This is a genomic window from Microbacterium sp. ARD31, assembly GCF_031844425.1.
In genome coordinates this window covers 40,036-63,492 of sequence record NZ_JAUZVE010000025.1, presented here as the reverse complement: position 1 = coordinate 63,492, position 23,457 = coordinate 40,036, and the positions used below count along the sequence as shown (strand labels likewise).

The 23,457-nt window shown below is 72.5% G+C and carries 22 protein-coding genes; 12 read left to right on the top strand and 10 right to left on the bottom strand.

Annotated features, from left to right (window positions below; genetic code table 11):
- Positions 1-37: 37 nt before the first annotated feature.
- Positions 38-496 carry a hypothetical protein gene (locus tag Q9S36_RS34780; protein WP_311289366.1) on the bottom strand — a complete coding sequence of 153 codons (459 nt, stop codon included), beginning with the start codon at positions 494-496 and terminating at the stop codon, positions 38-40.
- 178 nt (positions 497-674) lie between these two features.
- Here Q9S36_RS34780 and Q9S36_RS34775 point away from each other — a divergent pair, with 178 nt between their 5' ends.
- From Q9S36_RS34775 to Q9S36_RS34750, 6 genes are all read left to right on the top strand, one after another.
- Positions 675-1,082, top strand: coding sequence for a YciI family protein (locus Q9S36_RS34775; RefSeq protein ID WP_311289365.1), 408 nt, complete (start codon positions 675-677; stop codon positions 1,080-1,082).
- 8 nt (positions 1,083-1,090) lie between these two features.
- On the top strand, positions 1,091-2,236 hold the full coding sequence (locus Q9S36_RS34770; RefSeq protein ID WP_311289364.1) for a DUF6596 domain-containing protein: 1,146 nt from the start codon (positions 1,091-1,093) through the stop codon (positions 2,234-2,236).
- 67 nt (positions 2,237-2,303) lie between these two features.
- Positions 2,304-3,017 carry a response regulator transcription factor gene (locus tag Q9S36_RS34765; RefSeq protein WP_311289363.1) on the top strand — a complete coding sequence of 238 codons (714 nt, stop codon included), beginning with the start codon at positions 2,304-2,306 and terminating at the stop codon, positions 3,015-3,017.
- Positions 3,014-4,390: a HAMP domain-containing sensor histidine kinase gene (locus tag Q9S36_RS34760; protein ID WP_311289362.1), complete on the top strand. Its 1,377-nt coding sequence runs from the start codon at positions 3,014-3,016 to the stop codon at positions 4,388-4,390. Before Q9S36_RS34765 ends, Q9S36_RS34760 begins: the two co-directional genes overlap by 4 nt.
- 21 nt (positions 4,391-4,411) lie before the next feature.
- Positions 4,412-5,245, top strand: a complete 834-nt coding sequence (locus Q9S36_RS34755) for an SDR family NAD(P)-dependent oxidoreductase (RefSeq protein WP_311289361.1) — start codon at positions 4,412-4,414, stop codon at positions 5,243-5,245.
- A 22-nt stretch (positions 5,246-5,267) separates the two neighbouring features.
- The gene (locus Q9S36_RS34750) at positions 5,268-5,834 is read left to right on the top strand and encodes a DUF402 domain-containing protein (protein ID WP_311289360.1); all 567 of its coding nucleotides are present in this window, start codon (positions 5,268-5,270) and stop codon (positions 5,832-5,834) included.
- Here the strand turns inward: Q9S36_RS34750 and Q9S36_RS34745 are convergent.
- Positions 5,812-7,272, bottom strand: a complete 1,461-nt coding sequence (locus tag Q9S36_RS34745) for a threonine/serine exporter family protein (protein WP_311289359.1) — start codon at positions 7,270-7,272, stop codon at positions 5,812-5,814. The genes Q9S36_RS34750 and Q9S36_RS34745 overlap by 23 nt on opposite strands.
- 76 nt (positions 7,273-7,348) lie before the next feature.
- Between Q9S36_RS34745 and Q9S36_RS34740 the strand changes: the two genes are divergently transcribed.
- Positions 7,349-8,482 (top strand): glutamate--cysteine ligase, encoded by a 1,134-nt coding sequence (locus Q9S36_RS34740; RefSeq protein ID WP_311289358.1) that lies wholly within the window; start codon positions 7,349-7,351, stop codon positions 8,480-8,482.
- Between the two features lie 96 nt (positions 8,483-8,578).
- Positions 8,579-9,991: a wax ester/triacylglycerol synthase family O-acyltransferase gene (locus Q9S36_RS34735; protein ID WP_311289357.1), complete on the top strand. Its 1,413-nt coding sequence runs from the start codon at positions 8,579-8,581 to the stop codon at positions 9,989-9,991.
- Positions 9,992-10,117: 126 nt separating this feature from the next.
- Here Q9S36_RS34735 and Q9S36_RS34730 read toward each other — a convergent pair whose 3' ends face one another.
- Together Q9S36_RS34730 and Q9S36_RS34725 are read right to left on the bottom strand one after the other, a co-directional pair.
- A complete protein-coding gene (locus Q9S36_RS34730) occupies positions 10,118-10,420 on the bottom strand; it encodes a GIY-YIG nuclease family protein (protein ID WP_311289356.1) in 303 nt (100 codons plus the stop codon).
- A gap of 128 nt (positions 10,421-10,548) precedes the next feature.
- The gene (locus Q9S36_RS34725) at positions 10,549-11,775 is read right to left on the bottom strand and encodes a site-specific DNA-methyltransferase (protein WP_311289355.1); all 1,227 of its coding nucleotides are present in this window, start codon (positions 11,773-11,775) and stop codon (positions 10,549-10,551) included.
- A gap of 80 nt (positions 11,776-11,855) precedes the next feature.
- Between Q9S36_RS34725 and Q9S36_RS34720 the strand changes: the two genes are divergently transcribed.
- Positions 11,856-13,268, top strand: coding sequence for a phosphodiester glycosidase family protein (locus Q9S36_RS34720; RefSeq protein WP_311289354.1), 1,413 nt, complete (start codon positions 11,856-11,858; stop codon positions 13,266-13,268).
- Between the two features lie 22 nt (positions 13,269-13,290).
- Here Q9S36_RS34720 and Q9S36_RS34715 read toward each other — a convergent pair whose 3' ends face one another.
- On the bottom strand, positions 13,291-13,911 hold the full coding sequence (locus Q9S36_RS34715) for a hypothetical protein (protein ID WP_311289353.1): 621 nt from the start codon (positions 13,909-13,911) through the stop codon (positions 13,291-13,293).
- A gap of 94 nt (positions 13,912-14,005) precedes the next feature.
- On the opposite strand from Q9S36_RS34715, the gene Q9S36_RS34710 reads away from it, so the two are divergent.
- Positions 14,006-15,016 (top strand): GTP pyrophosphokinase, encoded by a 1,011-nt coding sequence (locus Q9S36_RS34710; RefSeq protein ID WP_311289352.1) that lies wholly within the window; start codon positions 14,006-14,008, stop codon positions 15,014-15,016.
- A 35-nt stretch (positions 15,017-15,051) separates the two neighbouring features.
- On the top strand, positions 15,052-16,209 hold the full coding sequence (locus Q9S36_RS34705) for an ionic transporter y4hA (protein WP_311289351.1): 1,158 nt from the start codon (positions 15,052-15,054) through the stop codon (positions 16,207-16,209).
- Between the two features lie 56 nt (positions 16,210-16,265).
- Here the strand turns inward: Q9S36_RS34705 and Q9S36_RS34700 are convergent, their stop codons facing one another.
- From Q9S36_RS34700 to Q9S36_RS34680, 5 genes are read right to left on the bottom strand one after another with little or no spacing between them, the layout of a single operon-like run.
- Positions 16,266-17,081: an ABC transporter substrate-binding protein gene (locus tag Q9S36_RS34700; RefSeq protein ID WP_311289350.1), complete on the bottom strand. Its 816-nt coding sequence runs from the start codon at positions 17,079-17,081 to the stop codon at positions 16,266-16,268.
- Between the two features lie 3 nt (positions 17,082-17,084).
- Positions 17,085-17,681, bottom strand: coding sequence for an ATP/GTP-binding protein (locus Q9S36_RS34695; protein ID WP_056906137.1), 597 nt, complete (start codon positions 17,679-17,681; stop codon positions 17,085-17,087).
- Positions 17,662-18,030 (bottom strand): DUF742 domain-containing protein, encoded by a 369-nt coding sequence (locus tag Q9S36_RS34690; protein WP_235563501.1) that lies wholly within the window; start codon positions 18,028-18,030, stop codon positions 17,662-17,664. The genes Q9S36_RS34695 and Q9S36_RS34690 overlap by 20 nt, the downstream gene beginning before the upstream one ends.
- 14 nt (positions 18,031-18,044) lie before the next feature.
- Positions 18,045-18,482 (bottom strand): roadblock/LC7 domain-containing protein, encoded by a 438-nt coding sequence (locus Q9S36_RS34685; protein WP_311289349.1) that lies wholly within the window; start codon positions 18,480-18,482, stop codon positions 18,045-18,047.
- On the bottom strand, positions 18,479-21,799 hold the full coding sequence (locus Q9S36_RS34680) for an ATP-binding protein (RefSeq protein ID WP_311289348.1): 3,321 nt from the start codon (positions 21,797-21,799) through the stop codon (positions 18,479-18,481). Before Q9S36_RS34680 ends, Q9S36_RS34685 begins: the two co-directional genes overlap by 4 nt.
- A gap of 362 nt (positions 21,800-22,161) precedes the next feature.
- Between Q9S36_RS34680 and Q9S36_RS34675 the strand changes: the two genes are divergently transcribed.
- Positions 22,162-23,343: an endonuclease gene (locus Q9S36_RS34675; protein ID WP_311289347.1), complete on the top strand. Its 1,182-nt coding sequence runs from the start codon at positions 22,162-22,164 to the stop codon at positions 23,341-23,343.
- The last annotated feature ends 114 nt before the right edge of the window (positions 23,344-23,457 follow it).

The window sequence follows — 23,457 nt, the reverse complement described above, 5'->3', positions numbered from 1 at the left end:
CGGGCCGACAAGTTCAGCGAACCCCTGACAAGTGGCGCTAGGAGCTGGTGCCGGAGTCGTCGTCCTCGGGCGGAGTGGTCGGCTGGAGCTCGCCGGGCACGCCACGGGGGCCGCCGAACATCGGGCCGCGGTCGTCGTCGTCGTCGAGGTCGCGCCCCACCGGCCCGCGTCGCTCGACCCAGCCGATCCGGTCGTGGTCGTCGGTGACGGCGTGGAAGACGGCCGTGCCGAGACCGCCCACGATGACGCCGGCCAGCGCGGAGGCGACCAGGGCACCGAGGCTGAAGGCCCGGCTCCCGTCCGCGCTGCGCGCCCGGCGGAACCGCTCGCGGAGGCCACGGCGCTCGACGGGAGCGGCGTACGCCGTCGGCGCGGCGGGGGCGGCAGCGACCGGGTCCACGCCGGGCGGGGCCTCCGGCTCCGGTGCGGCCGGCGGTGCCGCCCCCTCGGTGCGCACGGGCTGCGTCTGGTCGGCGGGCTTGTCGTTCTCGCTCATGGCACGAGCGTGCGCCCGCGACCTGTGGGCCACCTGTGCGGGAGCCGTGAGGGCGCCGCGGACCTGTGTCGGATCCGTCCTGGAAAGGACGCCGAGGCCGATGTCGAGAACGCCGTGCCGGCTCCGTCCCCGGGGTGGACGCGGCCAGAATGGGCCGCACCTGACCAAGGAGAACCCGATGCCGAAGTACCTGCTCCTCAAGCACTACCGCGGCAACCCCGCCGCCGTGAACGACGTCCCGATGGACCAGTGGACGCCCGCGGAGGTCGACGACCACATCCGCTACATGGACGACTTCGCCAACCGGCTGCGCGAGACGGGCGAGTTCGTGGACGGCCAGGCCCTCGCGCCCGAGGGCATGTGGGTGCGCCACGACGGCCCCGGCAGGCCGCCGGTCGTGGACGGTCCGTTCGCCGAGACCAAGGACCTGATCGCCGGGTGGATGGTGATCGACGTGGACACCCAGGACCGCGCGATCGAGCTCGCCGGTGAGCTCTCGGCCGCCCCCGGTCACGGCGGGAAGCCGATCCACGAGTGGCTCGAGGTGCGCCCGTTCCTGCGGCACCACTCCGAGACCATCGAGTGAGCCGGGCCATGGACGAGGCCGTCCTGCGCGGGGTGGTGCCGCAGGTGATCGCGGTCCTCGTCCGCCGCGGAGCCGACTTCGCGGCGGCCGAGGACGCCGTGCAGGACGCCCTCGTCGAGGCGCTCAGGTCGTGGCCCGACGACCCGCCCCGCGACCCGAAGGGGTGGCTGGTGACGGTCGCGTGGCGGCGCTTCCTCGACGTCGTACGCTCCGACGCCGCGCGCCAGCGTCGCGAGGTCGCCGTCGACGGCGAGCCGGCGCCGGGGCCGACCGAGACCGTCGACGACACCCTCCGGGTGTTCTTCCACTGCGCGCACCCCGCGCTCACCCCGGCCTCCGCGGTCGCGCTGACGCTGCGCGCGGTGGCGGGGCTGACGACCCGCCAGATCGCTGCGGCGTACCTCGTGCCGGAGGCGACGATGGCGCAGCGGATCAGCCGGGCGAAGCGGACGGTCTCGACCGAGTCGTTCGACCGGCCGGGCGACCTCGCCACCGTGCGCCGGGTGCTCTACCTCGTGTTCAACGAGGGCTACACCGGCGACGTGGACCTCGCCGCGGAAGCGATCCGGCTCACCCGGCAGCTGGCCGCGCTCGCGCAGGACCCGGAGACCGACGGGTTGCTGGCACTGATGCTGCTGCACCACGCCCGCCGGCCGGCCCGCACCCGCGTCGACGGCTCGCTCGTCCCGCTGGCCGAGCAGGACCGGAGCCTGTGGGACTCCGCCCTCATCACCGAGGGCGTCGCCGTGCTGCAGGCGGCGCTCGCGCAGGATCGCCGCGGCGAGCTCCAGCTCCAGGCGGCCGTCGCCGCCCTGCACGCCGACGCTCGCACGGCCGAGGAGACCGATTGGGTCCAGATCGTGCAGTGGTACGACGAGCTGCTGGCGCTGACCGACAGCCCGGTCGTGCGGCTCAACCGGGCCGTCGCGGTGGGCGAGGCCGACGGGGCCCGCGCCGGGCTGGCAGCTCTGGCCGAGGTCGACCCCGCGCTGCCGCGCCACCGCGCCGCGGCGGCGTACCTCCACGAGAAGGCCGGCGACCTCGACCTCGCCGCCCGCCTCTACGCCGAGGCCGCCGAGCTGGCCCTCGACGTCGCGGAGCGGACCCACCTGACCAAGCAGGCGGCGCGCCTCCACCAGCAGTCCGCCGGTTGAGGAAGGGCCGACCAACCGACAGCCGGCACACAGGAAACGCACAGCAAGCCGCGGCAGGATGCTGCCCATGCAGCTCACCCGCCCCGACGGCTCCCCCGTGCGCGTCCTGGTCGTCGACGACGAGGTCAACATCGCCGAGCTGCTCGCGATGGCGTTGCGCTACGAGGGGTGGGACCTGCAGGTGGCGCACACCGGCACCGGCGCCGTCGCCGCGGCCCGGGACTTCCGGCCCGACGCGGTGGTGCTCGACATCATGCTCCCGGACTTCGACGGCCTCGAGGTGCTGCGCCGGATGCGCGCCGACGGCAGTGACGTACCGGTGCTGTTCCTCACCGCCAAGGACGCGGTCGAGGACCGGATCGCCGGGCTGACCGCGGGTGGCGACGACTACGTCACCAAGCCGTTCTCGCTGGAGGAGGTCGTGGCGCGGCTGCGCGGGCTGATCCGTCGCGGTGGCACCGCTGCCCTGGCCGACGCCGGCAACGTGCTCGTCGTCGGGGACCTGACCCTCGACGAGGACAGCCACGAGGTGCACCGTGGGGGCGAGGAGATCACCCTGACCGCGACCGAGTTCGAGCTGCTGCGGTTCCTGATGCGCAACCCCCGGAGGGTGCTGAGCAAGGCGCAGATCCTCGACCGGGTCTGGCAGTACGACTTCGGCGGCCAGGCCAACGTCGTGGAGCTCTACATCTCCTACCTCCGCAAGAAGGTCGACGCCGGTCGCGAGCCGATGATCCACACCATGCGCGGGGCCGGCTACGTGCTGAAGCCGGCGTCGTGAGCCGTCTCCGGTCCCTGACCGCGCGCCTGGTGCTCGTCGCCGTGGCGCTGGTCGCGCTCGTCTCGATCCTGATCGCCGGAGCGACCGTCCTGGCCATGCGCGCCTACCTCACCGCCCAGCTCGACGACCGGGTCGCCTCGGCCGCGGAGTCGCTCGAGCACGACAGCCAGCGCCCCGGCCCCGGTCCGCAGTTCGGCAACCTCGGCCCGGGCGCCCTCATCGTTGGCTTCCAGAACGGCGAGCGCGTGGGGTTCGTGCTCCGCGAGGGGTTCGCCGACCCCGAGCCGCTGTCGTCCGCGCAGGTGCAGCAGATCCTCGCGTCCGACGACGACGCTCGCTCGCTCGAGGTGAGCGGTCACGGAACGTTTCGCGTGCGCTCCATCGGCGCGGGCGAGGGCCGCGGGATCGTCGGCCTCCCAGCAGCCGACGTCGACGACTCGGTGCAGCAGCTGCTCACCGTGGTGGTGCTTCTCGCCCTGGGTGGGATCGCGTGCGCCGGCGTCGCCGGTCTCGTCGTCGTCCGACGCCAGCTCGCGCCGCTGCGCGAGGTCGCGGCGACCGCCCACCGGGTCGCGGAGCTGCCGCTGGCGGCCGGCGAGATCGAGATGACCGAGCGGGTGCCCGGGCGACTCACCGACGAGCGCAGCGAGGTCGGTCAGGTCGGCTCGGCGCTGAACGCGATGCTCGACCACGTCGAGGACTCCCTCGCCCAACGCCACCGCAGCGAGCTCCAGGTGCGGCAGTTCGTGGCCGACGCGTCCCACGAGCTGCGCACGCCGCTGGCGACGATCGCCGGCTACACCGAGCTCGCCCGTCGCCGCCCGGAGACCAGCGGGACCGCGCTCGACAAGGTCGAGACCGAGTCGGCGCGGATGACCGGCCTCGTCGAGGACCTCCTGCTGCTCGCCCGACTCGACGCCGGGCGTCCGCTCGAGCGGGACACCGTCGACCTCTCGCGGCTCCTCCTGGAGGCGGTCGACGACGCGCGGGTGGTGGACCGCGACCGGTCGTGGCGCCTGGCACTGCCCGACGAGCCGCTCGTGGTGGCCGGGGACGAGGCCCGGCTGCACCAGGTCGTGAGCAACCTGCTCGCCAACGCCCGCAAGCACACACCGCCCGGCAGCACGATCACCGTGACCGGCACACCGGAGGGCTTCAGCGTGCACGACGACGGGCCGGGCTTCGCCCCCGAGCTGGTCCCGCACGCCTTCGAGCGATTCACCCGTGGCGACGCCGCGCGCACGCGGGGAGGGGCCGGCCTCGGCCTGTCCCTCGTCGAGGCGATCGTCGCCGCGCACGGCGGGTCGGTCGCCCTGGCGAGCAGCCCGGGTGACACGACGGTCACCGTCCGGCTCGCGTCCACCTCGGCGTAAACGCGAGTTACAGTGGCTCGCATGGCACTCACCACGCTCGCTGGTCGCGTCGTCGTCATCACCGGCGCCGGCTCCGGCATCGGCCGCTCCCTGGCGCTCCGCGCCGCCCGCGCAGGCGCGCTGCTCGCGATATCCGACCGGGACGCCGACGGCCTCGCCGAGACGGTGCGGCTGGCGGAGGCCGCCGGCGCCCCGAGGGTGCGCCCGGACGTGGTCGACGTGTCCGACCGCGACGCCGTACGCCACTGGGCGGGGTGGGTCGTCGAGGACTTCGGCCGGGTGAACCTGGTCGTCAACAACGCCGGCGTCACCGCCACCGGCGACTTCGCCGACCTGACCTACGACGACCTGGAGTGGATCGTGGGCATCAACTTCTGGGGCGTGGTCCACGGGTCGAAGGAGTTCCTCCCCCACCTCATCGCCTCCGGCGACGGCGCGCTGGTCAACGTGTCGTCGCTCTTCGGGCTGATGTCGGTGCCCGGCCAGTCGGCCTACAACGCCACGAAGTACGCCGTCCGGGGGCTCACCGAGGCGATCCGGGAGGAGATGCTCGTCGGCAACCACCCGGTCACCGTCACGTGCGTCCACCCCGGCGGCATCCGCACCGGCATCAGCCGCCACGGCCGCAAGGCGGCGGGCCTCGACGCCTCCGCGATCGACGCGCTCTTCGAGAAGAAGCTCGCGAGGATGTCGCCGGACCGAGCGGCCGAGATCATCCTCGACGGCGCGCTCTCGGGGAAGGCCCGCGTGCTCGTCGGCCTCGACGCCCACGTGCTCCACCACTTCGCCAGGCTCGCCGGCTCCCGCTACCAGGACGTCGTCGCCCGGGTCACCTCCCGCATGCCCGTCCGGTGACGCAGCACCTAGGTTGGGACACGTGACGACGCACCCCTCGGGAACCCCGATCCGCTGCGAGATGACGAAGTGGGGGGACCGGCCGCACTGGCAGTTCGCGGGCGTCTACCTCGGCTCGGACGAGCACGGCGAGTGGCTGGGCTTCCCGGCGGGCACGCACAACCACCGCCCCGGCTTCGAGTTCCACTCGGAGGTCGACGCGGTGACGCTGGTGCCGCCCGGCGGGTGGTACGCCGCCACCTTCCACGCCCCCGGCATCTGGTGCGCGATCTACGTCGACGTCACCACGCCGGCGACGTGGGACGGTGACGTGCTGCGAGCCGTCGACCTCGACCTCGACGTGATCAAGATGTCGTCGGAGCACCTCTCCGACCCGCTGGAGTGGATGGCCGCGCCGGGCGAGACCTTCGTCGACGACGAGGACGAGTTCGAGGAGCACCGGGTCGCCCTCAACTATCCCGAGGGCGTCGTCGCCGCGGCGCAGGCCAGCTGCCAGGAGCTCAAGGCGGCCGTGCGCGCCGGCGTGCCGCCGTACGACGGCACGCACGAGCGCTGGCTCGCCGAGCTCAGTCGGCTCGCTGCTTCCTGAGCTCGCGGCGCTCGGCGCGCGTCATCGCCCGGTACGGACCGACGAGGCGTGGACCGGCGAGCCGGCTCTCGAGCTTGCGGGCCTCGCGCTTGAGCGGCTGGGCGACGTACTCGCCGAGGATCACGCCGGAGGCCAGCGCGATGGCGACGGAGATCGCGGTCATCAGCGCGAGGATGCCCTGCGAGACGAGGTAGCCGCCGTCGGCCAGGAACGTCAGCCCGCGGTAGATCGACAGGCCGGGCAGGAAGGGCACGATCGCCGGCACGGCCACCACCAGCGGCGGCACGTGGACGCGTCCCGCGACCGAGTAGGCGACGAGGCCGATGAAGAACGCCGCTGCCGCGGCGCCCATGGTCCGGTCGAAGCCCCCGAGCTCGACCGCCTGGGAGATGAGCGCGGCCGCCGCGGTGATCACCGCGACTGGCATCACCGCCCGGCGGGGGGCATAGCAGGCGACGGAGAAGGCCGCCGCCGAGACCGCGGCGCCGGCGAGGAGGGCCACCGCCGCGAGCGGCGAGGAGTCGTCGAGCCGCCCGAGCTGCCCGGGGACGAGGCTGCCGAGGGGGATGCCGAGGCCGTCGGCCAGCGAGATGCCGATGGCCACTCCCGCGATGATGCCGGCCGTGGCCATCATCGCCTCGATCAGCCGCGCGCCGGAGGTGAGGTAGAAGCCGGTCAGCGCGTCCTGCACGGCGCCCATCAGGCCGATCCCGGCGAGCAGCATGATGATGTTCGCCGTGACGACCAGCGACTCGTCGACCTCGATCGGACTGGCCGCCACGCCGGCCGCGAGGAGCGTGGCGATCACCCCGCCCGCGACCTGGAGGTAGAAGAACGGCAGCCGGCGCCGCGCCATGACGAGCTGCACGCGGTCGATGCACACGGCCGCCAGCGCCGCCACCGCGGACACCACGAGTCCACCGCCGAGGAACACGCCGACGCCCGCCGCCATCACCGCCCACGCCACCGTCACCGCCCACCGGGGCAGGACGTGGCCGAGCGAGACGATCGTGGCCATCCGCGACCGGGCGAGGTAGAGGTCGGCCCGGTCGGTGAGCACGTCGCGGACGAGGTGGTCGACGGCGGTGAGGTCCTCGTAGTCGATGTCACGCTGCTGGACGTGCCGCAGCATCACCGTGGGCAGGTCGTCGGCCGAGCGCTGGTACGTCATCGACAGCGCCGTGAACGTCACGTCGATCTCGGCCTGCCGCAGGCCGAGGTGGTCGGCGACCGAGCGCATCGTGGCCGTGACGTCGGCCGCGCCGGCGCCTGAGGACAGCAGCATCTCCCCGATGCGCAGGCAGAGGTCCATCGTCAGGTGGATCTCGCGGGCCCGCTCGGCGTCCTCGCGGGCCTGCTCCTGTGCCGCCTCCTGCGCCGCCTCCTCGGCCGCCCGGAACGTCTCGGCGGCCCGGTCCGAGTGCTCGATCTCGTCCACGCGGACATGGTGGCACCCGGCGCAGCCGCCCCGGCAGGGTGGTCCGTCCGCCCCGGGCCCTCCCTAGAGTTGAGGCATGCGCATCGACTTCCATGCCTCGCCGGAGCCCACGCTCGGCGTCGAGTGGGAGCTCGCGCTGGTCGACCCCCACACTCGCGACCTCGTCAACCGGGCGGCCGACCTCGCGGACCTCGCGGCCCCGCGGCTCGAGCAGCCCGAGCGGCTGCACAAGGAGCTGCTGCGCAACACCGTCGAGGTCGTCTCCGGGATCTGCCACACCGTCGGAGAGGCCGTCGACGACCTCACCGGCACCCTCGCCACGGTGATGGAGGCCGCCGACGAGCTCGGCGTCGACCTCATGGGGGCCGGCGCGCACCCGTTCGCGGACTGGTCCCACCAGCAGCTCACCGAGGGCCACCGCTACGAGGAGCTCATCAACCGCACGCAGTGGTGGGGCCGGCAGATGCTGATCTGGGGTGTCCACGTCCACGTCGGCATGCCCGAGCGCGACCGGGTGATGCCGGTGCTGTCCGGGCTGCTGACGACCTACCCGCACCTGCTCGCCCTCTCCGCCAGCTCGCCGTACTGGGCCGGCCAGGACACCGGGTACGCCTCCAACCGGGCGCTGATGTTCCAGCAGCTCCCGACGGCGGGCCTGCCGTTCGCCTTCGACACGTGGGAGGCCTTCGAGCGCTGCATCGCCGACCAGACGACGACCGGGATCATCGAGTCGATGGCCGACGTGCGGTGGGACCTGCGGCCCGCACCCCACCTCGGCACGCTCGAGCACCGCGTCTGCGACGGCGTCTCGGACGTGCGCGAGCTCGCCGCGCTGACCGCGCTCGTCCACTGCCTCGTGGTCGACCTCGACGCCCGGCTCGTGGCCGGCGAGCGGCTGCCGACGCTGCCGCCCTGGCAGGTGCAGGAGAACAAGTGGCGTGCCGCGCGCTACGGCCTCGACGCGATCGTGATCCTCGACGACCGCAACCGGGAGCGCCTGGTCACCGAGGACCTCGACGACCTGCTCGAGCGCCTCACCCCGGTCGCGCGCAGGCTCGGCTGCGAGGACGAGCTGCGATCGGTGGCCGACATCCCGGGCCGGGGCGCGTCGTCGGAGCGGCAGCGCCGCGTGGCCGCGGCCCACCACGGCGACCTGGTCGCCGTCGTCGACTCGATCGTCACGGAGCTGCGCGGCTCGCTCGGGCGCTGACCCGCAGGCGCACTCGTCTCGCCACTGTCGGGGTTGTGGCGCTTGTCGCCGGGGTGTTGGATCGGCCCACTGCTCCGAGCCTCTTGAGGAGGGCGCGTGGTCGACCCGATCGATCCCACCGCAACGGGATTCCTGCTCGCCGAGAACCGCAACATGCCGATGCACGTCGGCGGCCTGCAGCTCTTCGAGAAGCCCGAGGGTGCGGGTCGCAGCTACGTCCGCGAGATGTACGAGCAGATGCGCGACGTCGAGGAGGTCGCCCCGCTCTTCCTCAAGCACCCCTACCGCTCGGCGCGCACCGCCGGCCAGCTGGTGTGGCGGCCCGACGAGCAGTTCGACATCGAGCACCACGTCCGGCACAGCGCGCTGCCCAAGCCGGGCCGGGTCCGCGAGCTCCTCGAGCTCTGCTCGCGCCTGCACAGCACGAGGCTGGCGTGGGAGCGGCCGCTGTGGGAGGCCACCGTCATCGAGGGCCTGCGTGACGGTCGCGTCGCGATGTACACCAAGACCCACCACGCGCTCGTCGACGGCGTCTCCGCGATGCGGCTGCTGGCGAGCGTGCTGTCGACCGATCCCGACGAGCGCAACATGCCGGCCCCGTGGGCCAAGCGGCCACGCCGGGTCGCCGACCCCGAGCCCGAGCCCACCGACGGCGGCGCCTCTCTCGCCGACGTCTCCGCCACCACGGTGCGTACGGCGCTCGCGCTGGCGTCCGAGGCGGCCGGGATGCCCGGTGCGCTGATCCGCACCCTCAACAAGAGCGTGCGCAACGAGACCTCCGCGCTCTCGCTCTACGCCCCGCGCACCATGCTCAACCAGAACATCACCGGCTCGCGCCGCTTCGCCGCGCAGGACTGGCCGGTCGAGCGGCTGCGTGTCGTCGGCAGGGCCACCGGCACGACCATCAACGACGTGGTGCTCGCGATGGTCTCCGGCGCGATGCGCACCTACCTCGCCGAGATGGACGCGCTGCCCGAGACCACGCTCATCTCGATGGTGCCGGTGGGACTCAACGCCAAGCAGTCGCAGCTCGCCTCGTCCGACGGAGGCAACGCGGTCGGCTCGGTGATGGTCCAGCTCGGCACGCACCTGCCCGACCCGGCCGACCGCCTCGACGCGATCCACCGCTCCATGAAGGACGGCAAGGACAGCCTCTCGGCGATGACGCCCGCCCAGATCCTGGCCATGAGCGCGCTCGGGCAGGCGCCGGCCATCCTCGGCCCACTCTTCCGGATGCAGGGCATCGTGCGACCGCCGTACAACCTCATCGTCAGCAACGTGCCCGGCCCGCGCACGACGCACTACTGGAACGGCGCCAGGCTCGTCGGCACCTATCCCCTCTCGATCCCGATCAACGGGATGGCGCTCAACATCACCTGCACGTCGTACGACGGGAAGATGTGCTTCGGCCTCACCGGCTGCCGCCGCACCGTCCCCCACCTCCAGGTGCTGCTCCAGTACCTCGACGACGAGCTGAAGGCCCTGGAGAAGGCCGCCGGCCACCCGTAGCCGTCCGAGGCAGCGCAAGGCTCCACCAGCGTGGTTTCGAGGCTCGCTCCGCTCGCACCTCAACCACCGGTTGCCCTTGCTGGTTGAGGTGCGAGGAGCGCCAGCGACGAGCCTCGAAACCTGCGATCACTGGGGCCGCGGACGACCGGCCCGCCTCGAGGACAGCCCGGGCAACACCTCGAGGTCCCCGCGGATCAGTGCTTCGCGCTTCCTGCGGCCCCACCCCTGGATCTGCTTCTCGAGGCCGTAGGCGAGGCCGACGTGCTCGACCTCCTCAGCCCAGACCAGCTCGACCGGACGACGTGAACGCGTGTAGAGGCACGCATCGTCGACCGCGTGGTTGTGCTGGAAGACCCGCTTCTCGAGGTCCCGCGTGCTGCCGACGTAGTAGGAGCCGTCCGAGCATCGCAGCATGTAGACGAAGGGCATGCCTCGATCGTCACCGACCTCGCCGTGGCCCGCGAGTGGCGCTCGGCCGCCTGTGGACGACGTGGTTTCGAGGCTCGCTCCGCTCGCACCTCAACCACCGAGAGACCCGCTCGCACCTCCACCACCGGTCAACGCGCGTGCACCTCGACCGCCGAGGAGGCGTGGTCGACCACCTCTAGACCGCCGCCGAGCTGGTCGGCGACGGCCTGGAGGCGGGCGCGGGTGATGTCCGCGACCGTCGCGAGCCCGGCCAGCCGGGCGTTGGAGCCCTCGCGGGTGGGCTCGGTGGAGTTGATGCTGATGCAGCGGCGGGTGCCGCCGTCGGCGAGGTTGGCCAGCGCGACGGCGTGACCGGTGGTGCCGCTGCCGGCGAACGGGTCGAGCACGACGACGTCGTCGGGCAGGGTGGCGAGGATCCGGCGGACGAGCCCGGTGGGCTTGGGCGACTCGAAGACGTGACCGACGAGCGCCTTCAGCTCGGCGACGGCGGTGTCGGTCGACCCGATCTCCTCCGACAGCCAGATGGTGCGCAGCTTCTTGCGGCGGCCGCCCTCGCGGTGCAGCCAGTCGCGCTGGAAGATGTCGGCCCGCTCCCCGCCGCGGCCGCGGATCACCCGGCACTCCAGGTCGTCGGGACGCTCGTCCACCCGGGGCCGCGACCAGCGCCACACCGCCGGGCGCCCGTCGCCGAACACCGGCGTGATCGGCCGGCTGCCCGGGAACTCCGCCGTCGCGACGCGGCCGGTCGCCGGGTCGCCGTGCAGCGCGAAGTGCAGCGTCGGCGCGGTCACCGGGTTGAACTTCTTGTTGGTGTTGCGCAGCGGGAGGTAGCGGAAGCGTCGGCCGTCCTCGGTGCTCAGCGGGAAGTCCGCCTCGTCGACCGACTCCGTGGTGCTCGCGTCGACGGCGCAGGCGGCGAGGTCGCGGGCGTACGCCAGGACGTACTCGTGGCTGGTGGCGAAGCCCCGCCCGAGCTGGCGTCCCTTCGGGTTGAGGTTGACCACGACCTGGGCGAGGAAGTTGGCCTCGCCGAAGACCTCGTCCATCAGCAGCCGCAGGTGCGCGGCCTCGTTGTCGTCGATGGACACGAAGACCGCGCCGTGCGGCGCGAGGACCTCGCGCACCGCCTCCAGCCGCGGCCGCATCATGGCGGCCCAGGCGGCGTGCCGGCGGAGGTAGGGATCGGTGTGCGAGCCGTCGCGGAAGCGGTCGGCGTACGCGAAGTCGTTGCCGGTGTTGTACGGCGGATCGGCGTAGACCAGGTCGACCGATCCGGGTGCCAGCAGGGGCAGCACGTCGAGGTTGTCTCCGGCGTGGAAGGTGTTCCAGGCGGGGGCGTCGGGCGCGGCGGGCACGACCCGAAGCCTAGGCGGTGGCCCGACCCGCTGATCCCAATTTTCCCACCAGCACCACACCGTCCCTTACTGTGGAGTGCGTGCCTGACAACGCCTGCCGCTCCTCGTCCGCCAAGCTGACCCGCAGCCGCCTCCTCACGGTCGCGACCGCGGGCGTGCTGGTCGCCGGCCTCGGTGTCGGTCCGTCGGTCGCCGACGACGGCGACAGCCGCGGACCCGGCGCGGCCGGGAAGGCGTCCGCGGGCCAGGCGACCGGCGGCTACCGCGGCCGCAACCAGACCTCCGACGGCAAGCCCGGCATCGTCGTCGGCCCGGAGGTGGACCTCCGCGGCAAGGCCCAGGTGAAGAACGACGTCAGCTACGAGATCGCCCCCGGCGTCGTGTTGCGCGAGTGGGACCAGGTCGACGGCCGCCAGCCGGTCGGGCAGGTCCGGATGAACCTCGTCACCGTCAGCCTCGACGCCCCGAACATCTCCTTCGAGGAGCTCTCCCCCACCTACGTCACCAGCCGCAAGAAGGTCAGCCAGCTCGGCGGCTGGAACGGCGCGCTGACCGCGGTCAACGGCGACTTCTTCGACATCGGCGACACCGACGCTCCTCTGGGGGTCACCGTCAACCGCACCCGCGGCCTCCTCGGCGGCTCGCGCGAGGGGTGGATCCCGGGGGTGAACTCGACCCTGTGGTTCGACGGCTCCGGCCCCCACGTCAGCCCGCTGAGCGTGCAGTACACGATCCGGCAGCGGAAGGCCTGGACCGTCAGCGGCATCAACCACCCCGTCATCCCGCCCGGCCAGATCGGCGTCTTCACCTCCGACTGGCACCGGACCGAGGGCTACAAGGTCACCTCGGGCAAGAAGCGCGCCCGCGAGGTGATCCTCCGCAAGAACCGGGTCATCTCCAACCGGCCCAAGCTCTCCGACGGCAAGAAGATCGGCAAGAAGGACCGGGTGCTGATCGGCACCGGCAGCGCGGCCGGCAAGCTGGCGACGCTCCGCAAGGGCAAGAAGATCACGCTGGCCCAGCGGATCGAGGGCGGCAACCCGACCGTCGCGATCAGCGGCGACCGGCCCCTGCTGGTCAACGGCCTGCGCAGCGTCGTCAACAACACCATCGCCCACCCGCGTACGGCGGTCGGCATCGACGCCGACGGCCGCAAGCTGCTCATCCTCGTGGTCGACGGCCGCTCGTCGGTGAGCCGGGGCTACACGATGGTCGAGCTCGCCGACATGATGACCGCGCTGGGAGCGGAGAACGCGATCAACCTCGACGGTGGCGGCTCCTCGGCGATGTACACCCGCAACGGCGCGGGCGTGATGGGGATCGTCAACGAGCCGTCCGACGGCAGCGAGCGGCTCGTCCCCAACGGCTTCGGCGTGGTCTACACCGGCACGCTGCCGCCCGTCGTGCCGATCCTCCCCACCCCCGCTCCGACGCCGACGGTCGCGCCCACTCCGACGCCGACGGTTCCGCCGACCACCCCGCCGGCCCCCTGAGCGGCTGCCGGAGACGACCGGCTCAGGCGTTCGGGGCGGCGAAGACGACGACGTAGGTGATCGGCGCCAGGCACTGCTTGGTGGTCTTCGGCACCTGGGCGACCACCTGGAAGCCCGCCTCGCCGGCGTCGATCGCGACCGACTCCGGTCCCTCGCAGCCGATCGCCACCGTGGCGGCGTACGGCGTCGCGTCCGGCGCCTGCTCCGCCAGGTCGGACGCGGTCTGGGCGACCACGTCGCCGAACCCACGCTCGAACTGCGAGCCGAAGTCGGCCGCGGCCTGCTCGGTGTCGACGGCGAAGGCCATCTCCGAGACGGACCCGCCTCCCTCGGTGCTGCTCACCACGACCGCCTCGGTCACGCCCGCCGACCCGGTCGCCGGGATCGACTCCCCCGAGGCCGAGCCGCTGTCGGGCTCCGGCGACTCGCTGGGCGTCGGGGTCGTGCTGGGCGTCGGGCTGGACTCGCTCGGGGCACCTGTGGACGCGGCGGGGTCCGACGCGGTGTCGTCACCACCGTCGTCGCCGCAGGCGGTCAGCGTCGTGGCGAGCGCGAGACCGGTGACGAGCGCGGCGAGGGACCGGGAGCGGGCACGGGAGCGTACGAGGAGGCGGCGCGGGGACGTCGGCAGCGAGGCAGTCATGGTGGTTGGACGATAGCCAACCGCGGGCGGCTCCCCGGTGAGGCGCGGTGGGACGCAGGTGGCCGACGTCGTACGGCACTGGCAGGCTGGCGCCATGACCCAGCAGGAGCGCGTGCCGGAGCCGGTGCAGGAACCGGTGCGGGAGGCCGTGCGCGAGTACGCCGCCCGCCAGCCGCAGCTGACCGCGGCCACCGCCGGCTACGTCACCCTCATCCGCACGCTGCTCGACGACGCGGGCATCGACTACCTCAGCGTCACCGGGCGCACCAAGAGCGTCGCGTCGTTCTCGGCCAAGGCCAACCGCACCGAGGGCGAGGGTCCGCTCTACCCCGACCCGCTGGAGCAGATCACCGACCAGATCGGCGTCCGGGTGATCACCTACGTCCACAGCGACGTGGCCGCGGTGGCCGAGCTGCTCGCCGAGGAGCTCACCCTCCTCGACGACCGCGACCTCGGCGAGGAGACCGCACGGTCGGGACGGTTCGGCTACGCCAGCCGGCACCTGCTGGTGCAGGTCCACGACGACGGCCAGCACGACGAGCTCGCCGGCCACCGCGCGAGCGTCCAGGTGCGCACCGTCCTGCAGCACGCGTGGGCGGAGTTCGAGCACGACATCCGCTACAAGGGCAACGTCCCCGAGGACGCCGCCGCCGACCTCGACCGTCGCTTCACGCTGGCCGCGGGGCTGATCGAGCTCGCCGACCGCGAGTTCGCGACGATCCGCGAGCGGATCCAGGCCGCCGCGCCCGGCAGCCAGGCCGAGGCCGACGCCGACCACATCGTCGGCCAGGAGCTCGCCACCTTCCTCGCCGGCCACTACAGCGACGCCGGCTGGTCGCACACCGACCACTACGACTGGATCGCCGACCTGCTCACCCAGCTCGGCATCGACACCATCGACGACCTCGACGACCTGCTCACCTCGGTCGACGCCGACGCGGTGATCCGCCGGATGGGCTACCGCTACCCCGCCGGCGCCGTGCGCCGCCTCGACGACGCGCTCCTCGCGATCTTCGGCGAGCAGTACGTCGCCCTGGAGGGCAACAGCCACCGGGTCCCCAAGCTGCGGGCCCGGCTGGAGAGGCTGACCACCCCCGAGAACTGAGAGGGCCCCTCAGGTTCGCCCCATAGGGTTCCACCATGAGCCGCCCTTCCTGGACGACTGTCACTCCGATCCTCGCGGCCGTCGCCCTCGTGCCCGCCTGGTTCGCGCACCCGGAGGGCGCGATCCCGCTGACCCTCCTCGCCGTCCTGCTCGTCGCCGCCGTCCTCGCGGCCGTGCACCACGCGGAGGTCGTCGCCCACCGCGTCGGAGAGCCCTACGGCTCGCTGGTGCTCGCCGTCGCCGTGACCATCATCGAGGTCGGTCTCATCGTCACGCTGATGGTGACCACGGACAAGGACACCGCCGGCCTGGCCCGCGACACGGTCTTCGCGGCGGTGATGATCACCGTCAACGGCATCGTCGGCATCTCGCTCCTGGTCGGCGCGCTCAAGCACCACCTCGCGGTCTTCAACCCCGAGGGCACCGGCTCCGCGCTGGCGACCGTCATCGCGCTGGCCGTGGTGTGCCTCGTCCTCCCCTCGGTGACCACCTCGCAGCCCGGCCCGGAGTTCACCGGCGCGCAGCTGACGTTCGCGGCCATCGCCTCGCTCGCGCTCTACGGCATGTTCGTCTTCACCCAGACCATCCGGCACCGCGACTTCTTCCTGCCGGTGACGTCCGCCCAGCACTCCCCCCTCGTCGCGGGTGCCCCCGCCGTCGCAGGTACGCCGTCCGCCGCCGGCTACGAGCACGACCCGGTCGACCTCGACGAGGACGGCCACGCCGACCCGCCGACCAACCGGGCGGCGCTCACCAGCCTCGGGCTGCTGGTGCTGTCCCTCGTCTCCGTGGTCGGGCTCGCCAAGATCGAGTCACCCGCCATCGAGGCGGGGGTGGCCGCGCTCGGGTTCCCCAACGCGGTGGTCGGCGTGGTGATCGCGCTGCTCGTCCTCGCCCCGGAGACCATCGCCGCCGTGCGCGCCGCCGCCCGCAACCGGGTGCAGGTGAGCCTCAACCTCGCCCTCGGCTCGGCCATGGCCTCGATCGGCCTCACCATCCCGGCCATCGCCGTCGCCTCGATCTGGCTCGACGGGCCGCTGGAGCTCGGGCTCGACCAGCTCCAGACCGTGCTGCTGGTCCTGACCGCCGCGGTCGCGATCCTCACCGTCGTACCCGGCCGGGCCAAGCCGCTCCAGGGTGGCGTGCACCTCGTGCTGCTGGCCGCCTTCCTGTTCCTCACCGTGGCGCCCTAGCCCCGACATGCAGCGCGGCCCGGCAGGAGTCCTGCCGGGCCGCGCGTGCGAGTGGGTCAGCCGAAGTACGTCGCGTAGATCTCGTCGTAGGAGCCGTCCTCGCGGAGGTCGGCCAGCACGCCGTTGATCTCGCGCAGCAGCGGGATGTTGCCGTCCTTCTTCACCGCCATGCCGTACTGCTCGCCGGTGTCGAACTCCTTGGCGAGCTTGAGCTTGGAGTTGCCGGAGACGAACTCGCCCGACACCGTGTTGTCGAGCATCGCCGCGTCGAGGTCACCGGAGTCGAGGGCCTGCTGGAGACCGGCCGCGTCGGGGAAGGTGACGACCTGGGTGGAGTCCGGGGCGAAGTCGCTCAGGTAGGTCTCACCGGTCGTGTCCTTCTGCACCCCGACGCGCTTGCCGGCGAGCTCCTCGAGGGTGTCGAGGCCCGAGCCGCGCGGCGTGATGAGCGCCTGCTTGGCGTCGAAGTACGGGCTGGAGAAGTCGAGCACACGCGCCCGCTCACCGGTGATGGTCATCGCGGAGATCGCCACGTCGCAGACGCCGGCGTTGAGCGACTGGCCCGAGGTGATGTCGTCGAAGGACGAGTCGATCACGTCGAGGTCCACCTCGAGCTTGTCGGCGACCTTGCGCACCAGGTCGATGTCGAAGCCCGTGGGCTTGCCCTTCTCCTCGTACTCGAACGGGGCGTAGGGCGTGTCGGTGCACACCGTCAGCGCGCCGTCGAAGACCAGGTCGACGTCGCTGAGCGCGTCGCCCGACTCACCGTTGGCGGAGCCGCCGCAGGCGCTCAGCGCGGCCATCAGGGCCACGGAGGACAGGGCGGCCGCAGCGGTGCGGGCAGGGCTGAGCCGGCGGATCGAGCGGGTCATGGGTCAGTTCGCATTCACGGTGAGCGACTCACGAAGTCGCATGAGGGCGTATTCGGTGATCTTGACGAGGGCACCCTTGGCCTGCTCGCGGTCGCGAGCGTCCAGGCTGATGATCGGCACGTCGGCGGGCAGGGCCAGCGCCGCGGCGATCTCCTCGGCGGGGTAGCGCGGCACGCCGTCGAACTCGTTGACCGCGACGATGAACGGGATGCCCTTGGACTCGAAGTAGTCCAGCGGCGAGAACGACTCGTCCAGCCGGGCCACGTCGACCAGCACGATGGCGCCGATGGCGCCGCGGCACAGGTCGTCCCACATGAACCAGAAGCGCCGCTGGCCGGGCGTGCCGAAGAGGTAGAGGACCAGGTCCTCGGCCAGGGTGAGGCGGCCGAAGTCCATGGCGACCGTGGTGGTGGCCTTGGTCGGCACGGCGGCGAGATCGTCGACGCCCTCGGACTCGTTGGTGACGAGCGCCTCGGTGCGCAGCGGGTCGATCTCCGAGACGGCGCCGACGAGCGTCGACTTGCCGACGCCGAAGCCGCCGGCGATGACGATCTTCGTCGACGCAGCCGCGCGCTGGGCCTTAGTAGTTTCGAAGTCCACGGAGGGTCCTTTCGATGAGCTCGAGACGCTCATCTGTCGACGTCTTCTCGGTGATGGTTGCCTGGATTCGGACGAGACCCTGCTCGATCAGGTCACCCAGCAGCACCCGGGTGACGCCGATCGGCATCTTGGTCAGTGCCGAGACCTCGGCAACGGAACGTCTGTCACAGACCTCGAGAACCTGTGCAGCAGAGGGGGTGAGGACGGGCGCCTCCGCACCAGCCTGGAGGCGCAGCGTGGCCTCCATGGCCAGATCGACAGTGGCTGCCGTCCGACCAGCGGTGATGGTGTACGACCGGATAAGGCGAGGACGGTATTCCTCTTCCTCCGGCTCGATGGGCGGCGTCACGGCGCTGGACCGACTCAGCCGCCCGTACCGACGCGGGCCTGGGCCTCGACGGTACGTCCCACGCGGTCGACCAGCAGCGCCATCTCGTAGCCCACCTGGCCGATGTCGGCCTCCTCGGTGGTGAGCACGGTGAGGTTCGACCCGTCACCGACGCTCATCAGCATGAGGAAGCCCATCTCCATCTCGACGATGGTCTGCATGACCGAGCCGCCCTCGAAGAGGCGGGCGGCGCCCACCGCGAGGCTGGCCAGGCCGGAGGAGACGGCCGCCACCTGCTCGGCGCGCTCGCCCGGGATGCTGGTGCTCGACGCCATGAGGAGGCCGTCGGCGGAGACGAGGATGGCGTGGGCCGCGTCGGGGACCTCCTCGACGAAGCGCGACATCACCCAGTCGAGGTCACGGTCGTCGCCAGCAGGGACGCTGGGGGCGGCTGCGGAGGATTCGTACGTCATGCGGGGCCTGCTTCCGTGTGCTGTGAGGAACTTTGGGCTGCTCGTCGGCCGCGGGAGACTCCCGCGGTGTGTGCCTGGAGCCGGCGACGGATGGCCTCGGGGTCACGCGTCTTGGCTGCCGTGGGCGGGGTAACGCTACCGGGAACGAGACGCTCGCCGGGGGCGCGTCGCGGGAGTCCGGTGGGGGTGGACTGGACGGCCGGAGCCTCCTCGGCCACGTGCTCGGCGATCTCCCAGCCGCGGTCGACCTCGGTCTGGTGCCACTCGCCCTCGCCGGCGCTGGCGAGCCAGCCGGAGCGCATGGACTTGAAGATCGGCGAGTCCCCACCGGCACGCGCCGGCTCGGCTCCGCGGGTCGGCAGGCCGCTCAGGCTCGGCAGCTCGGCCGCCGGCGCCTCGGGGACGGTCTCGGCGACGGGCTCGGCGACGGGCTCGGCGATGGGCTCCTCGACGAAGGGGTCGCGGACCGGGAACGCCTCGGCAGCGGGCTCGGCAGCGGCGGGCTCCTCGAGGAACGGGTCTTCAACCGGGAACGACTCGGCAGCGGGCGAGGCGACGGGCGCCTCGGGCTCGGGCGTGCGGGCGGGGGTGCCCAGGCCCAGCGGGTCGTCGACGTCGACCTCGACCTCGTCGGTCCGGTGCGCCACCGGCGCCTCGGGCTCGGGCTCCTGCGCAACGGGCTCCTGGACCGGCTCGGAGACCGGCTCGGCCACCACCTCGGCCGCGGGGGCCTCGTCCTGGGCCGGCAGCGGGTCGCTGAGCGGGTCGCCCAGCGGGTCGCTGAGCGGCGCGTCGAGGGGGTCGCTCAGCGGGTCCTGGGCGACGGGCGCGACCTCAGCGGCACGCGCCTCCTCGGCCTGGGCGCGCTGGCGGGAGGCCAGGGCGGTGATCGGGACGACCGGCGCGACCTTCTCGGCGACGGTCGGCTCGGCCGGGGCCACCGGCGCGGCGGGCGCCTCGGCGACGTCTGGCGTCGTCGCGGCGGCAGGTGCCTCGGGGGCTGCCGGCGCCGCCGCGGCCGGCTGGCCGGACTCGGCAGGGGCCGCGGGTGCGGCCGGGGTTTCGGCGCGCTTGCCGAACAGCGGGCCGGTGGCGCCCGAGGTCTCCGGCGGCAGGAAGGCCTCGGCACCCGTGCGCGGCATGTTGGCACCGGGCTCGCGACGCGGCAGCAGGCTATCGAGGGACGGGCGGTCGGGCGTGGCGGCCGGCTCGGCAGCGGCAGCGGCAGCGGCAGCGGCGGGCCTCGCAGCGGCCGGAGCCGGCAGCGGCTCGAGCTCGGCCTCCTTGCGGGCCTCGCGGCGCGCGGCCTTCGCCTCGGCCTGGGCGGCCTTCTCGGCGGCCTTGGCCTCGGCCTTCTCGGCCCGCGACAGCTTGCGCGACTCGCGCTTGTGCTCGCTGTCGGCGGCGACCGCGGCGGCGGCGACGCCCGTGGACGCGGCGGCCGGACTGGCGTCGTACGCCGTCGGCGCCGCGGCGGCCGGAACGGCCGGAGTGGTCTGCGGCAGCTCGGGCAGGACCGACGGGGGCAGGACCACGGTGGCCGTCATGCCGCCGCCGGGGTTGCGCGCCAGCGAGGCCACGATGCCGTGGCGCTCGGCGAGGCGCGAGACCACGAACAGGCCCATCCGGCGGGCGGTGTCGGGCGTGGCCTCGGCACCGTGCTGCAGGTCCTTGTTGAGCTGCTCGAGCTCGGCCGGCGGCACGCCGAGACCGGAGTCGGTGATGGTGATCGTCACGCCGTCGGCGCCGAGCTTGGCCGCGAGGCGGACGGGCTCGGCCGGCGGCGAGTAGGTCAGGGCGTTGTCGACCAGCTCGGTGAGCAGGTGGACCACGTCGGCCGCGGCGTCGTCGCCGACGCGGGTGCCGAGGTGGGACAGGATCTGCACGCGCTGGTAGTCCTGCACGCCGGAGGTCGCGGCCTGCAGCGCCTCGCCGACCGTGAGGCTGAACTGCCCGGCGGCACGGTTGGGCGCGTCGGCCAGGATCAGCAGCGAGTCGGCCGTACGACGCATGCGCGAGGCGAGGTGGTCGAGACGGAAGAGCGACTCGAGGCGCTTGGGGTCCTCTTCGTCGTGCTCGAGGCGCTCGATCTGGGCCAGCTGCTGGTTGACCAGCGAGTTGGACCGGCGCGAGAGCGTCACGAACATCGCGTTGACGGTCTGGCGGAGCTGGGCCTCGCCGGAGGCGAGGTGGATGGCCTGGCGGTGGAGGTCGTCGACCGCGCGCGCGACCTGGCCGATCTCCTCGTTGGTGGTGACGTCGATCGGCTTGATCGGCTCGGGCTCCTGGCCCGCACGGATCCGGGCGACCGCGTCGGGCAGGCGGTGGCGGGCGACCGCGAGCGCGCCCTCGCGCACCCGGTTGATCGGCTGGAGGAGGCTGCGCGCGATGGCGAAGGCGATGAAGATCGCCGCGGCGAGGGCGAGCAGCGTGAGGGCGGCACCGACCAGCGCGTTGCGGCGGGCGTCGGAGGCGGCCTCGTTGAGGGACGTGGTGACGCCCGAGATCAGCTTCTGGGTGATCTCGTCGTAGGGCGCGTAGGCGTCGCGGCCGTCGAGGTTGGTGGCGGAGTCGTCGCGGATCTGGCCGGCGTGGCGGGTGTTCGCCGTACGGAGGGCGGCGGTCTGCTCCTCGGCACCCTCGACGGATCCGGCGAGACGGTCGATGGCCGCGGCCTCCACGCCGATCTCCGAGAAGAGCTCCTGGGAGCTGGACTGGGCGAGCGCGGTGGCGACGAAGCCCTGCTGCATGGCGAGCGAGAGGCGCCCGCTCATGGCCTGCGACAGCTGCTCGAGGCGGGGCTCGGGCGTCTCCTGCGCCGCGTTCACGCTGGTGATCAGCTGCGAGACGCTCGACTCGAGCTGGCGGACCAGGGCGATCCAGGTGGCGGGGCCGAGGTTCTCCGCGCCCTCGCCGCGCATCGCCTGGCTCAGGTCGAGCAGGGCGTTGACGTGGGCGGACTGGAGGTCGTCGAGGTTGGCGTCGTCACGCGCCTGGACCAGCGTCTCGGCGCTGGTGGTGATGTCGTCGATGGCGTCGATCAGGTCGCCCTGGCTGGCGGCGCTGTCGGACTGGGCGGCCACCATCGCGGACTCGGACGCGGTCAGGTAGTCGACCGCGGGCTGGATGATCGTGACCTGGTCGGCGCTGCGGCCGGCGCTGCGGGAGTCGGCGACGTCGTTCTGCACCCGAAGGCCACCCAGGGTGGCGGCGAGCAGCAGCGGGATCGCCAGCGCGAGAGCCATCTTGCGGCTCAGCGGCCATCCGGCGACCGAGAGGCCCGCCTCCCGGCGGGTCTGGGCTGCATCCTGAGTCATGTGTGCCTCGCGATAGGTGAGCGATACGACGACGAAACGAGTCCCCGGGTGGACCGGAGCAGACTCAACTTAAAGAGTCGTTCGACATTCCGTGGCGTTTTCGCAGAACTGTTGAGTGGGGGTGTATGGGGCGTGGGCGACCGGCCTCGCGCACGGGGTGCAGCGGGACCGGGCCGGGGCGTGAGCCCGCAGGAGTGTCCCACCCGTACCACCCGCACCACCACCCCTTCGCTCCCAGCCGGTCCAGACCACCTGGAGGGCGCGACGGCGTCCCGACGGCCGGTGAACACCCCCTGACGCGACGACGACGGCACCGCGACACCCCTTCCCCGGGGGCCGGTGTTCGGGCAGGCTCCCCTGCCATGACCCTTCATCTCGGGAAGGGCCGGACGCTCGCGTCCGCCCTCACGTCCCCACTGCTCGTCTCCCTCCTGTCCCTGTCGCTGGTCGCCCTGCCGACCACCGCCTCGCCGGCGCGAGCGGCGGCACCGCTGACCGTCAGCCAGGCCATCGGCCAGCAGAGCGGCGCCACGCAGACCGTGCGCGGCTACGTCGTGGGGCAGCCCACCGCCACCAGCACCGTCGTACGGTCCGGATTCCCCAACGACTACGCGCTCGCCATCGCCGACTCGGCGTCGCAGACCAGCACCTCCTCCATGCTCTACGTCCAGATCCCCTCGGCGTTCCGGTCGCAGTGGGGCCTGCGCACGAACCCGTCGCTGATGGGCAAGCAGATCGACGTCACGGGGGCGCTGGCCGCGTACTTCTCCCACCCCGGCATGACCGGCACGTCCGCCTTCGCGCTGGCGGGCGGCGGCACGCCCACCGACCCACCGCCGACCGGCGGGACCGGGCCGTGGGACGGCACCTACTACGCGCCGGCGATCGGCAAGAGCGGTACGGCGCTGCGCACCGCGCTGCACGACATCATCGACGACAACACGCGGCTCTCCTACGACCAGGTCTGGACCGCGCTCAAGGACACCGACCAGGACCCGGGCAACAGCAGCAACGTCATCGAGCTCTACACCGGCCGCTCCATCGCGAAGAGCAGCAACGGCGGGAGCACCGGCAACTGGAACCGCGAGCACGTGTGGGCACAGTCGAGGGGCGGGTTCACCACCAGCGCCGGACCGGGCACCGACCTGCACCACATCCGGCCCGAGGACGTCACGGTGAACTCGACGCGAGGCAACAAGGACTTCGACAACGGCGGCTCGGCCGTCTCCGGCTGCACCGACTGCTGGACCGACGGCGACTCCTTCGAGCCGCGCGACGCGGTCAAGGGCGACGTGGCGCGGATGCTGTTCTACATGGCGATCCGCTACGAGGGCGGTGACGGCTTCAACGACCTCGAGATGAGCTCCACCGTCGGCACCTCGTCGTCGCGGCTCGGGGACCTCGAGACGCTGCTCGCCTGGAACAGCGCCGACCCGGTCGACGCGTTCGAGATGCGGCGCAACGACCGCATCCACTCCACCTGGCAGGGCAACCGCAACCCGTTCATCGACCACCCGGAGTGGGCGACGGCGATCTGGAACTGAGGGCTGCCGGCCTCGCACTCGGTGGTTGAGGTGCGAGCGGAGCGAGCCTCGAAACCCCGATCGCAGGTTTCGAGGCTCGCCGCTGGGGCTCCTCGCACCTCAACCAGCGAGCCG

Bases quoted from the DNA above. Each gene is read 5' to 3' on its own strand.
- Q9S36_RS34705 (WP_311289351.1), top strand. From the start codon at position 15,052: ATGAGCCGCCCTTCCTGGACGACTGTCACTCCGATCCTCGCGGCCGTC.
- Q9S36_RS34715 (WP_311289353.1), bottom strand. From the start codon at position 13,911: ATGACTGCCTCGCTGCCGACGTCCCCGCGCCGCCTCCTCGTACGCTCC.
- Q9S36_RS34780 (WP_311289366.1), bottom strand. From the start codon at position 496: ATGAGCGAGAACGACAAGCCCGCCGACCAGACGCAGCCCGTGCGCACC.
- Q9S36_RS34710 (WP_311289352.1), top strand. From the start codon at position 14,006: ATGACCCAGCAGGAGCGCGTGCCGGAGCCGGTGCAGGAACCGGTGCGG.
- Q9S36_RS34700 (WP_311289350.1), bottom strand. From the start codon at position 17,081: ATGACCCGCTCGATCCGCCGGCTCAGCCCTGCCCGCACCGCTGCGGCC.
- Q9S36_RS34755 (WP_311289361.1), top strand. From the start codon at position 4,412: ATGGCACTCACCACGCTCGCTGGTCGCGTCGTCGTCATCACCGGCGCC.
- Q9S36_RS34685 (WP_311289349.1), bottom strand. From the start codon at position 18,482: ATGACGTACGAATCCTCCGCAGCCGCCCCCAGCGTCCCTGCTGGCGAC.
- Q9S36_RS34675 (WP_311289347.1), top strand. From the start codon at position 22,162: ATGACCCTTCATCTCGGGAAGGGCCGGACGCTCGCGTCCGCCCTCACG.
- Q9S36_RS34765 (WP_311289363.1), top strand. From the start codon at position 2,304: ATGCAGCTCACCCGCCCCGACGGCTCCCCCGTGCGCGTCCTGGTCGTC.
- Q9S36_RS34775 (WP_311289365.1), top strand. From the start codon at position 675: ATGCCGAAGTACCTGCTCCTCAAGCACTACCGCGGCAACCCCGCCGCC.
- Q9S36_RS34680 (WP_311289348.1), bottom strand. From the start codon at position 21,799: ATGACTCAGGATGCAGCCCAGACCCGCCGGGAGGCGGGCCTCTCGGTC.
- Q9S36_RS34730 (WP_311289356.1), bottom strand. From the start codon at position 10,420: ATGCCCTTCGTCTACATGCTGCGATGCTCGGACGGCTCCTACTACGTC.
- Q9S36_RS34740 (WP_311289358.1), top strand. From the start codon at position 7,349: ATGCGCATCGACTTCCATGCCTCGCCGGAGCCCACGCTCGGCGTCGAG.
- Q9S36_RS34770 (WP_311289364.1), top strand. From the start codon at position 1,091: ATGGACGAGGCCGTCCTGCGCGGGGTGGTGCCGCAGGTGATCGCGGTC.